At 62.7% G+C, this 11,988-nt stretch carries 10 protein-coding genes; all 10 read right to left on the bottom strand.

All coding sequences use genetic code 11. From position 1 onward, the window contains the following. Positions 1-82: 82 nt before the first annotated feature. The 10 genes from secF to AC1U7O_RS07130 all read right to left on the bottom strand — a co-directional run bounded on the left by secF (position 83) and on the right by AC1U7O_RS07130 (position 11,974). Positions 83-1,000, bottom strand: a complete 918-nt coding sequence (secF, locus tag AC1U7O_RS07175) for a protein translocase subunit SecF (protein WP_479894031.1) — start codon at positions 998-1,000, stop codon at positions 83-85. Positions 1,001-1,033: 33 nt separating this feature from the next. Continuing rightward, entirely contained in the window at positions 1,034-2,677 is a 1,644-nt protein-coding gene (secD, locus tag AC1U7O_RS07170; RefSeq protein ID WP_479894030.1) for a protein translocase subunit SecD, read from the bottom strand. Positions 2,678-2,714: 37 nt separating this feature from the next. Then, the gene (gene yajC, locus AC1U7O_RS07165) at positions 2,715-3,029 is read right to left on the bottom strand and encodes a preprotein translocase subunit YajC (RefSeq protein ID WP_479894051.1); all 315 of its coding nucleotides are present in this window, start codon (positions 3,027-3,029) and stop codon (positions 2,715-2,717) included. A gap of 5 nt (positions 3,030-3,034) precedes the next feature. Beyond that, positions 3,035-4,228 (bottom strand): tRNA guanosine(34) transglycosylase Tgt, encoded by a 1,194-nt coding sequence (tgt, locus tag AC1U7O_RS07160; protein WP_479894029.1) that lies wholly within the window; start codon positions 4,226-4,228, stop codon positions 3,035-3,037. A 20-nt stretch (positions 4,229-4,248) separates the two neighbouring features. Further along, the gene (gene argS / locus AC1U7O_RS07155; RefSeq protein ID WP_479894028.1) at positions 4,249-6,012 is read right to left on the bottom strand and encodes an arginine--tRNA ligase; all 1,764 of its coding nucleotides are present in this window, start codon (positions 6,010-6,012) and stop codon (positions 4,249-4,251) included. Between the two features lie 62 nt (positions 6,013-6,074). After that, positions 6,075-6,842: a glycosyltransferase family 9 protein gene (locus tag AC1U7O_RS07150; RefSeq protein WP_479894050.1), complete on the bottom strand. Its 768-nt coding sequence runs from the start codon at positions 6,840-6,842 to the stop codon at positions 6,075-6,077. Between the two features lie 278 nt (positions 6,843-7,120). Then, a complete protein-coding gene (mobA, locus tag AC1U7O_RS07145) occupies positions 7,121-7,768 on the bottom strand; it encodes a molybdenum cofactor guanylyltransferase (protein ID WP_479894027.1) in 648 nt (215 codons plus the stop codon). Between the two features lie 84 nt (positions 7,769-7,852). Further along, on the bottom strand, positions 7,853-9,589 hold the full coding sequence (locus tag AC1U7O_RS07140; RefSeq protein ID WP_479894026.1) for a c-type cytochrome: 1,737 nt from the start codon (positions 9,587-9,589) through the stop codon (positions 7,853-7,855). 72 nt (positions 9,590-9,661) lie between these two features. After that, positions 9,662-10,615 carry a c-type cytochrome gene (locus AC1U7O_RS07135; RefSeq protein ID WP_479894025.1) on the bottom strand — a complete coding sequence of 318 codons (954 nt, stop codon included), beginning with the start codon at positions 10,613-10,615 and terminating at the stop codon, positions 9,662-9,664. 48 nt (positions 10,616-10,663) lie between these two features. After that, entirely contained in the window at positions 10,664-11,974 is a 1,311-nt protein-coding gene (locus AC1U7O_RS07130; RefSeq protein ID WP_479894024.1) for a c-type cytochrome, read from the bottom strand. Positions 11,975-11,988: the final 14 nt, after the last annotated feature.

The raw sequence follows: 11,988 nt of genomic DNA, 5'->3' as shown, positions 1-11,988 counted from the left end.
TGAAGTGGCGGAAAACGTTAGGAATTCATTGTCAGGGACCCTTCCCCGAATGTCAAGGACACCGAACGCCGGCCTACGGCCGTCACCCGCGCCGGAGCATCCTGCCGTAGCCGCCCGGCCAGATCAGAAGCAAGGGGCTGGCGACAAAGATGGAGGAATAGGTCCCGATCACGACTCCCCAGAGCAGGGCCAGGGCGAAGTCGTGCAGCACCTCGCCGCCGGCCAGCGTCAAGGGGATCAGCACCAGGACCACCGTGAGGCTCGTCACGATCGTCCGACTCAGCACCTGGTTGATGCCGCCGTTGATGACCGCCTCGATCGCGTCCCGCCGCCGGGTCTTCAGATTCTCCCGGATGCGATCGAACACCACGACGGTATCGGTCAGGGAATAGCCGGCGAGGGTGAGGAGCGCGGTGATCACGAGCAGCGTGATCTCGCGGTCCAGGACGTAGAAACCGCCGAGGACCGCGAGTACGTCGTGAAAGGTGGCGACGGCGGCCGCGACGCCGAAGCGGAACTCGAACCGGGCGGCGATGTACAGGATGATGCCGGCGAAGGAGATGAGGACCGCGATCAGCGCGTCCTCCTGGAGTTTCTTCCCGATGGTCGGGCCGATCTCGGTCGTGGCATCGACGACGAACTTATTGTCGGGAAAGGCCCGAGCGAAGGTCGCCAGCACCTGTTCCGCGACCTTCTCCTCGATGGTCGTGGCGGTCTTGACGCGCACCAGGATCTTGTTTTCCTCGACGAATTCCTGGAGGCCGGCGTGGCCGAGCCCGTTGTCGGCGAGCACCTTCCGGACTTCGTCGACGCGGATCGGTCGCTCGAACTTCACCTGCACTTCGGTCCCGCCGGCAAAATCGATTCCCAGATTCGCCTGGCCCCTGGCGATCTGGACGACGGCGATCAGCCCCAGCACCATCATGACGCCGGAGAACACGAAGGCCAGCTTCCGTTTCCCCATGAAATCGATGTTGGTCTGTCCCAGAATCTCGAGCATGCCCATTCCCCGCTACGGCGCCTCGGCGGCCGGTTAGATGCTCAATGCCTGCAGCTTACGACGCTGATTGATCACATCGAAGACCACCTTCGTGCCGACGAGCGCCGTGAACAGGTTGATGGCGATGCCCAAGCACAGCGTCACGGCGAACCCCTTGATGGGCCCGGTCCCGAACAGGAACAGGGCCAGGCCCGTGATCAGCGTCGTCACGTGGGAGTCGATGATCGTCAGCAGCGCCTTGTCGTACCCGCCGTCGACAGCGAGGCGCACCGGTTTCCCCTGCCGGAGCTCCTCCCGGATGCGTTCGAAGATCAGCACGTTGGAGTCCACGCCCATGCCGATCGTGAGGATGATCCCCGCGATGCCCGGTAGGGTCAGCGTCGCGTTGAGGCCCGCCAGCGCCCCGATCAGACAGATCAGGTTGACGGCAAGGGCGAAGTCCGCGATCACGCCCGAGAGCTTGTAGTAGACGACCATGAAGAGGACGACGAGCAGCCCCGCGAACAGGGTCGCCCGGATACCCTTCTCGATCGAATCCCGGCCGAGCGACGGCCCGACGGTCAGATCCTGGATCACTTTGAGCGGCGCCGGGAGGGCGCCGGCCCTTAGGACGATGGCCAAGTCCGTGGCCTCCTGCATGCTGAAGGAGCCGGTGATCTGCGCGCGCCCCCCGCTGATCTTTTCCTGGATCGTCGGCGCCGAATAGATCGTGTTGTCCAGGACGATGGCCATCCGCTTGCGCACGTTCTCTGCCGTGATCCGTTCGAATTCCCTGGCGCCCTTGGCGTCAAAATTGACGGCGACGTACGGCTCGTTGAACTGCCCGATGGACACCCGTGCGTCGCTCAGGACGTCGCCGGCGAGCATGACGCGCTTCTTCACCAGGTAGGGGATGCGGAACTCGCGGCCGCTGTCCTTGTCCACCACCCGTTCGAAAAGGATTTCATCCCCCTCGGGGATCTGCGCCTGGACCTGCTTGAGCAGCTCGGCCTCCTGGCCCTTGGGCACGCGCTGGGGCAGCTCACGGGCCAGCTTGCTGTCCTCGTCCAGGAGCTTGAACTCCAGCAGCGCCGTTTCCTTGATGAGGTCCTTGGCCCGCTTGGGCTCCTTGATGCCGGGCAGCTGCACGACGATCTGCTTGAGCCCCTGCCGCTGGATCTGCGGCTCGCTCACGCCGAACTGGTCGATGCGGTTCCGGATCGTCTCCAGGGCCTGGTTGATGGCCGAGTCCTTCAACCGCTTGATCTCGCCCTCGCGGAGCCGGTAGACGAGGACGGTGGGCTTCCGCGACGCTTCCACCTCGTAGAAGGCGGGAAAGTCCTCCATCGCCTTCTGGATCTGCGACTGGAGCTCAGCATTCTGGAACGCCAGCGTCACTTCGTCGGCCCCCGTCCGCTTCACCGACTCCACCGGCAACTTCTTGTCCACGAGCAGATCCTGGATCGCATTGACCGAGCGATCCACGGCGATCTCCACCGCCCGATCCTCCTCCACCTCGAGGACCAAGTGGATACCGCCTTGGAGGTCCAGCCCGAGGGCGATCCCTTTCGTCGGCAGAACCTTCTTCATCCAGGCCGGGAGGGACTGGTACAGCGCGGGATAGGAGGGGAGAAAGAACGCCACCGAGAGGACCACCACCACGCCCAGCAACGCGAACCGCCCGCCGACTCGTTTCATGCCGCCCTCGACCCGTCAACGATCGTTCGACCCATGATCACTCCTCCTCCTCGGTCCGGAGGCGGGTGATGTGCTCCCGCTGGACCTTCACCTTCGTATTGTCCGCAACCTGCAGCGTCACGGTCTGCTTCCCGATATTGCTGACCGTCCCCCAGAGCCCGCCGGAGGTCACGACCTTGTCCCCCTTCTTCAAGGAGGCCAACATTTCGCGAAGCTGCTTCTGCCGCTTCTGCTGGGGCAGGATGAGCAAGAAGTAGAAGATCACGAAGATCAACAGGAACGGTACCAGCGAGAGCAGCAGGCCGCCGCCACCTCCCCCGCCCGGCCCCTGCGCCCAGGCCACCGACGCCATCGCGTTCACGCTTCCTCCTCCAGAGATAGACTACGCCCCCGCCGCGCCGTCCTCGCGGGAGCAGCCGCGCCAGCCCGCGTGCCCACGGGCGCCTCCGCCTGCCGCGCCGCGTGGAACTCGGCCCGAAACGCCTCGAACGTCCCCTGCTCGATCGCGCGCCGGATCCCCTCCATCAGGCCGGCGAAATACGAGAGATTATGAAGGGTATTGAGCCGCACCCCCAACATCTCATTCACGGTGAACAGGTGGTGGAGGTAGGCGCGGGAAAACCTCGCACAGACGGAGCAGGGGCAGGTGGGATCGATGGGCCGCTCGTCCCTGGCGTATTGCGCCTGTTTGATCACGACTCGACCGAAGGAGGTGAAGAGCCACCCCGTCCGGCCATGTCGGGTCGGCACGACGCAGTCGAACAGGTCGATGCCCCGCGCCACCCCCTCGACGAGGTCTTCCGGCATTCCGACGCCCATCAGATAGCGGGGTCGGTCGGCCGGGAGCTCCGGGACGGTCACGTCCAGGATACGGTTGCGGACCGACGCCTCCTCGCCCACCGACAGGCCGCCGACCGCATACCCCTCGAACCCCAGCGACACCAGGTCCCGGGCCGCTTCCACACGCAGGTCGGGATCGTGCCCCCCCTGGACGATGCCGAACAGCGTCTGGTCGGTCCGCCGACAAGCCTCCCGGCACCGCCGAGCCCAGGCCTGAGTCCTGACTAGTGCCTCCCGCACCCGCTCCCTCGGAGCGGGCAGCCCGACGCACTCATCGAAGGCCATGATCAGGTCAGCCCCCAAGAGCTCCTGGACCTCAATCGCGCGCTCGGGGGTCATATGATGGGAGGAGCCGTCGATATGCGATTGGAACGTCACGCCGTCGTCGGTCACCCGGCAAAGTTTGGCTAGGCTGAATACCTGAAAACCGCCGCTGTCCGTGAGGATCGCGCCAGGCCATCCGGTGAAGGCGTGGAGCCCTCCCAGGCTGGCCACGAGTTCGGCGCCGGGCCGCAGAGACAGGTGGTAGGCATTGTTGAGGATGAGCCCGAAGCCGAGCTCTTGCAATTCGTCGGGAGCCAGCCCCTTGACCGCGCCCAGCGAGCCGACCGGCATAAAACAGGGCGTCTGCACCGGGCCATGGGCCGTCGCGAGCGCGCCACGGCGGGCGCGTCCGCCAAGATCGGTACCGAGGACCTTAAACCCCCTCATCCCTCGCCTCGTTCCCCCGCCTACATACGGTCCGGCGCGGACACCCCCAGGATCCCCAGGGCGTTCCGGAGCACCTGCCGCACGCACCCCATGAGGGCAAGGCGCCCGGCCGTCAGCTCCGGGGTGAGCGGCTCCCGTCGTCGCTCACCCTGCGGTTCAACCGGAGGGACCGTCGGCTCTTCGCCCTCACCATCCTCCTCTCCACCGAGAGCCGGAAGGATCCGGTGACGGTAGTAATAGGTGTGGAGCTGCGCCGCCAGTTCCTGCAAATAGAAGGTCAACCGATGAGGCTCCAGGGCGGCGGCGCTCCCGGCTAACACGGTCGGATAGTCGGCCAGTTTTCGTATCAGGGTCAGCTCGTCGTCGCCGGCTAGCACGGCCAGGTCGGTCTCGCTCGGCCGGGGCACGGCGATGCCGCGTTCCTCGGCGACCCTGAAAAGACTGGCGATACGGGCGTGCGCGTACTGGACGTAGTACACCGGATTCTCCGCGGACCGTTGTTTCGCCAGGCTCAGGTCGAAGTCCAGGTGACTGTCCGATCGCCGCATCAGGAAGAAAAACTTGCCCGCGTCCGCACCGACCTCGTCGATTACCTCGCGCAGCGTGACGAACTCGCCCGCACGCTTCGACATCTCCACCTTCCGCCCGTCACGCAGCAGGTTCACCATCTGCACCAACACGATGCGCAGGCAGTCCTTCGGATGACCGTACGCCTGGACCGCTCCCTGCATCCTGGCGATATACCCGTGGTGATCGGCGCCCCAGACGTCGATCAGGACATCATAGCCCCGTCGCAACTTGTCTCGGTGATAGGCGATGTCGGACGCCAGGTAGGTGTAGTCCCCTTCCCGTTTGCGCACCACCCGATCCTTCTCGTCCCCAAAAACCGAGGACTTGAACCAGAGGGCCCCCTCGTCCTCGAAGAGGAGGGCCTGCCTGGCCAGATCATCCAGGGCCTGCTCGACGGCGCCGGTTCCGATCAACGCGGCCTCACTGAACCATGAGTCGAATGCGATCCCGAACGCCTCAAGGTCGTTCCTGATCCGACCGAGCAGCTCCCGGTAGGCAAAGTCGCGGCAACGCGCCTCCGCCTCCTCCTGGGAAAGGTCGAGGAGGTTCGGCCCCACCTCTTCCCGCAAACGGGAAGCCACCGCCTCGATGTAGTCGCCGCGATAGCCGTCCTCCGGGAAGGCCGCCTCGACGCCGTACGCCATCCGATACTTCGCCCACACCGATTGGCCCAACAGCTTCATCTGGCGGCCGGCGTCGTTGATGTAATACTCCCGCACGACTTCATAGCCCGCGGCTTGCAGGAGGCTGGCGATGGCGTGGCCGACGGCCGCACCGCGCCCGTGGCCTACGTGCAGCGGACCGGTGGGATTGGCGCTGACGAATTCCACCAGGACGCGACGCCCCGCTCCTACGTCAGTGTTCCCGTAGGACGAGCCCCGGGCTTCGATTTCCCCGAGCACCTGCAGCCACAGGTCCCGCCGGACCGTCATGTTCAGGAAGCCGGGCTTGGCAATCTCGACCCGGTCGAACAATTGGTCGCGCTGCTCCAGGTTGGCTAGAATGATCTCGGCGACGTCATGAGGAGAGCGCCGTTCGGAGGCCGCGAGGCTCATCGCGACGGTGGAGGACAGGTCCCCCCATTCCGGACGCTTGGGTGGGTCGAGGGTCAAGACCGCGGGAGGCTCGGTCTGCAGCAACCCCTTGCTCCGGGCCTGGTAGAGCGCTTGCCTGATCGCCCCCAAGACCTTTTCGCGCACGATGTCCTGCGGCACGGAATGCCCTCTCCCCGCGTCCGGTCCAGTCTCACGAAAACTCGCCACAATAGCATAGGCCCTCAGACATGACAAGAATCGGTCCCGAGCGGCTTGTATCGGTTGATCGGTTCAGCCGACGGCTCCAGGACCTCCAGGCAATTGGCCCATAGCTCCGACCCCGGGAACTGCAGGCAAGGTTTGTCGTCGCAACGCTCGACGGCCTGCCAGCTCAGGCACGAGCAGGGGGGACCGCGTAGGACACGGACCCGAGGCCCGAGCGGGCACCAGCGCCGAGGATCGGTGGGTCCGAACAAGGCGATCGTAGGAACACCGAGAAGGGCCGCAAGATGGGACAACCCCGAATCTTGCCCGATGAAGAGAGATACTGACGTGAGCAGAGCAGCCATCTCGACGACGTCAAGGCCGCGAGCCACGGCAACAAAGAAGGTCAGGCGAGTCCGGACCCCCTCGACCATCGCTGCATCGGCCGGCCCTTCGATGAGAATGGGCTGCCGTCCGCTGTCACGAAGCTTGGCGGCGACCCACGCGAGCACGTCCGGTTGGACGCACTTGTGCCGGCTTCCGCTGCCGGGGTGGATGGCCACGAGCGGCCCCGAACCGGTTTGGATTCCAGCCTCCGCCGACCGGCGACCACGCGGGAGTATCAGAGGAGGAACATGGGCTGTCCATCCCACGGATTGGGCCGGGACAATGGCGGCCACGATTTCCAGGTAGCGTTCCGCCTGGTGGAGCCCCGCTCGCCCCTGATCGAAGGGCGACCCGATGACAACCGACCCGACACCGGCGTCGTGCAGACCGCGCCGCAATCCGCCGTCGGTATCCGCCATCCACGCGACCGCTGCGTCGCAGCGGTGCAGTCGAGCTCGAAGTCCCTCCTCAAGAGAGGCCGGTCCGGCCAGGAGGCTGGCCAGATGCCCGGCCTCGATCGCAAGGCAGTCGTCCACCTCCCCACCCGCTCGCAGCAGCCGTCCAACCTGGCCGCCCGTCAAGATCGTGGCCGACCGGCCGGGGAACGCGGACCGAACCGCCCTCATCGCGGGGAGCGAGAGCAGGACATCGCCAAGAGCCCCCGGATGGATGAAAAGAATGCCGCGGCTCCCCTGCCTCATCGTCCCGTCCAAGACCCCTCGCCGTGGGTGAGCAGCTTTCTGGCCAATTCCACGTCGGCCGGCCGGTTCAGGTTCAGGAAGGACACCAGCGACGGATCAATGCGCCTGAGGAGTTCCTCCTCGACGTCACGTACGCGAAGGCCCGGCCGCTCCGATAAGTCCTGCAGCCGCAGGTTGCCGGACCTGGCCATCGCCTCAAGGTGGGGCAGGCACTGCTTGGAATAGACAGCCTGCATCGGCTCAAGACCGGTCGACAGCCTCGCCATGACGACATCTGCATCCGGGGCGAACTCGACGATCGCCCGCACGACCGCCGCGTTGACGAAGGGGGCATCGCAGCCGACTGCGAAAATACGGGACTGGCTCGAGTGCAGAAGGCCGGTGTACAGTCCTCCGAGCGTCGCGCAGTCGGGAATCTCATCACAGACGACCGGCGAGCCAAGCCTCATGAGGGTGTCGTCGGCACTGGACCCCACGACGATGATCCGCTGGAAGAGCCCCACAAGGACCCGGTGGACTCGCTCGATCAACGTCACCCCACCTAGCTCGATGTTCCGTTTGTCCACGCCCATCCGTCGGCTCTGTCCGCCGGCGATCAACACTGCCGTGATGTCCTCGAAGCGCCGATTTTGTGCGGAAACCATGCTGCCTTCGGACCTCGTTCCTCAAAAAAAAGGAGGGGGTGGGATCACCCCACCCCCTCCTCCACCAGGCTGCACTACTGTAACCTAGTAGGTCTTACCCTTGCGCTTGTTGGCCCGTCGGGTCAGGATCCAACCCTCGATGATCACGATTCCCACCGCGATCAGGGTCGGGTAGATGTAGGTTTCCTTCGGAATCGGCGGCTCGAGGATCGTGTAATAGAAGGCGGACACCGCGTTCTTCCGCCCGACGTCGCCGTTGTGCCCATCCCAGGCGAAGAAAACCGTCGGGATGTACTTGCCCATCTCGAAGTAGGTATCCTCCTCGTAGTCCCCCTTCAGCGGGCGCTGCACGATGACGGTCCAGCGGCCGTTCTTCCATTCGGCCTTCAGGACCTTCATTTTCTCGGCGAAGTCACGCTCCTCAAAGTCCTGATCCCAGCCGGTTCCCTTAAACGCCCGGAGAGACCCGTCAGCTTCCCACTTAGTGATGTCCACCGGATACTTTTCGTCACCCCATAGATACCGAGGCTTCTCCGGCGGCGGAAGTTCCTGCCACTTGACCGGAAACTCGATCGCAATGGCATCGTTGAAGACGGTGTACTTGTTCTGCATCGCAGCGATGGAGCCCTCTTCGCCGGTCTTAGGCGGCTGCTCCTGGATCCCATAGGCATCGAGGTTTACCTCGGTGGGCTCGAACGGCATCTCCCCCTCATGCACGCTCTTCGTTCGATCGTCCCACTCGAACATGAAGGCAATCGACTCAGCGTTGTACACCGAACGCACCCAGATATCGTCAAGCCGGTTCACGAAGTTCCTCGGCTTGTGCGTAATCTGACCGCCCATGGCGACATACCTGCGAATCGCCGTCTGCCAGATCTCATTGGCCGGATCGTCGGGAATTTCTCCTTCGATCGGCTTCGATCGAATCACGAAGTTGATCTTCGGCTTGTCGGTCAGCGGATCAATCTCAAGGGGTTCCCCGTTCGGCCCACGCTCGCAGAGAGACTGAACGAAGTTGGCGATGTGCCACCGCTCCTCAATCGAGGTGCTGTCCGCAAAGGACGGCATCGGCGTGCCGTTGACCCCGGTCGAAAAGGTACGGAAGATATTCTTCACATTGTACGGATCCTGGCGGCTACCCCTGAAATTCCAGCACTTGTGCCAATTCGCCGGCTGGATGGAGAAGCCCCAGTCATCCTTGAGGTTGAAGGCATTGCCGTCACCACGCCCTTCAAGGCCGTGGCACTCAATGCACTTCTTTTCGACGATGAGCTGGGCCCCCTTCTCCAGGCTTTCCTTCTCCGGCGGCACCGGCTTGATGCTATCCAACTGGAGCACAGTCTGTGTTTCGGTCTGCTTGTCGTCGAATTTGCGGTCCTTGACCAGTTGGGTGGTGACGAAAGCCAAGACCTGCAGGCGCTGCTCTTCGGTCAGAATCCCTTCCCACGACGGCATCGCCGAGCCTGGCAGTCCGTGGGTGACGGTTTCAAACAGGTCGTTCTGACCCTTGATCGGCTTGGTTGCGTCGAAGAGCGGCAGCTCACCGCTGGCCGTATGGCGAATCTTGAAGGTGCCCTGGTTGAAGTTTCTCGGCCGCGGCCAGAGCCGGTCCGCAGCCGGTCCGTCACCGGCGCCGTCAACTCCATGGCACCAGACACACTTGGTGAAATAGACGCGCTTACCGGCCTCGACCATCTCAGCGGAAGGAAGTGGCGCTAGCTCTCCCTTCTTGAAGCCTTCCGGCAGCCCGCCGCCGCCCTCCTGGGCGTAGGTCCAGAGCGTGTCGCCGCCAGTGGTGAGCGCCACCCCCAGGACGGCCACAAGGGCTAGGACCAATTTGCTCCTGAACCGAAGATCCCTCATTGGTGTACCCCTTGCCGATTAGATGTGGGATTAATCCCAAGTCCTCGGATAATAGCCGGTGTGCCAATATTCAAAAAGGATGACTTTCCAAATTTCATCGGTCGTCAAGTGCTGCTCCCAAGGCGGCATGACCGACGCCCACGGAAATCCTTCGCGCGGCAGACCAATACCGCCCTTCGACACACGCCAGAAGATGAATGTTTCCTGGAGCTGGGCAATGGTGCCCGGGTCTGTGAAATTTGCCGGGATTGGGTTGAACGCAAAGGCATGCAGTCCGCGGCCGTTCAGATTATCGCCGTGGCAGAAGTGACAATTTTGGAAGAAAACCTCCCCCCCCTCACGAACATATTTCAGATAGCCCTCGGCGTTCGGATCCCAGGGGTTGGCGTCTGCCTTCATCAGCCGGCCCATGGCCTGTTCGGTGATCAGGCTGTTGGTGTACTCCTGATCGTACTTGCCTTCTTTATTGACCCGGTAGGGGTTCTGCGCCGTCTGCAAGACGTAGGTCTTTCCATGCACCTTCGTGCTCGCCGGCGGGGCCGGATGTACTGTCCGCAATTCGATCGGCTCTTCGAGGTTCGGCAGGAACGAATTGTAGGAGAACCCCCAGAGCAGGATCGGGATGGCAACGAGGTAGAAGGTCCGCAGCGCCTTGTGGAATCCGGTCTTCGCGTCGAGGACATTGAGGATCGGTTGCTTGAATTTCTTCCAGTCCTCCTCATTGCTTGACATCCACATGAACACCGCGATCAGCGATACAGTGCCGTACATGGCCCTGACGCTGAAGGGGATCGGTGGGTAGATTCTCCACTTCAGGTATGACACGATAAATACCCAAAAGAGAATCCCCTGCCAAAACCGTGGAACGGCCATCCCGCTCTTGCTCAGCAGATGGCTCACCAAGGCAAAAACCCCGACGCAGAATGCCAGCTCGAAGAGCATCTGCATCGGCATATAGCCTTCGATTAGCTTGAGCGATGTCATCGCAAAACTCTCCTTATTCCTGAACGATCAGCCTCGAAGGAAAGCTGGCTATGAAATCTTTGGAGGCTCCTTGCCTTCCTGGAGTTGGGAAAGATAATCGACGATCTTGTTCAGCGCGCCGGCGCTGAGCTTCTTCCCAAACTCCTTCGGCATCGTATTATCGGGGAATCCCTTGACCACATAGGCGCTGGGGTTGATCACCGACTCGGTGATATATTCCCGCGTGCTCTTTGCCGTGCCTTTGTAGGCAGGATCCTTGATTCGGTTGGGCGCATTCGTCCCCTCAACCAACTTGGGGCCGATTGTCCCAACAGCACCAGCGATGCCCGGGATGGTATGGCAGGCGACGCACGTGGCTTTCTGGAATATTTGATCGACGGGCTCGTCTCCTGTCGCCAACAAGCCACCCCCGGCAGCCGCAGGCTTGTCTTCCTGCTGCTTGGGCCGCTGATCCTCCGGGATGAACTTCTCGTAGCTCTTGATGATTTCTTCATAGGGAGGCGCTTCCTTGCCCTCCCGCAGATAGATCCACGTGTCAACTGCGGCCAACTCCGGAAGGCTCAACGAGATCGGCGGTTTGTGGATCGGCGGCATGGGGCTTTCCTTGTCGTTGGTCCCCTTCACACCGAAGCCGGCCACCACATAGCAGCTCGGGCAGGCATGGGATTCCGCGATATACTCCTGCCCGATTTCAGCAGTCCCAGCGCCAGGGAAGGCCTCCTTCTGCACCGTATCACGCTCGGCCGGCTTACCCTTGTGGTAGCGCGGATCCTCGAGTCGCTCCTTCAAGCGATCTGGGAGCCCGAAGAGATTCGGAGCACGCTCGCTGAGGAAGCCCTTTTGGAACCCATGGCACAACGGACACTGCCCCTTGCCGATCGCACCCTGGACCGAGCTCTGGCCAATTCCTCCGAAAATGATCTTTTCACCCTCGTCGGCGAGCTGCTGCGGCGACATACTGCCAAAATCCAACTTCACTTCCGGTGGCGGAAAACCACCCTCGACCTGGGGCAGCCAGTTTCCATAGCCGGACAAGGCAGCGGCCACGAGAAACATGAATCCGCCGATCTTGAAGAGAGCGCTGACGTTGGCGAAGTACAGCGCCATCATAAAGGAGAGCGCCGTGATCATTGCGAGAGACACAGGGAGCAGCCGCGACTCACCGAAAAAATTGATCTTATAGTTGGCGATTGCGATGAAGAGCATGACCGTCGCAATCATGCCGATGAAGGTCTTGAATGAAACGCGCCGCTTCTTCTCCGGATCAGGAATGCTGACCTGGAAATAGACTAGCAAGCACCCCAGGAAGGCCAGGACAGGCCACCCCAGGTCCAAAGCTGTCGTCAACAACTCTGCCACGTGAAACCCCTCCT

The sequence above is a fragment of the Candidatus Nitrospira neuquenensis genome, from assembly GCF_979578155.1.
The sequence above is the reverse complement of the archived record's forward strand: the minus strand, read 5'-3'. Positions and strand labels throughout refer to the sequence as shown.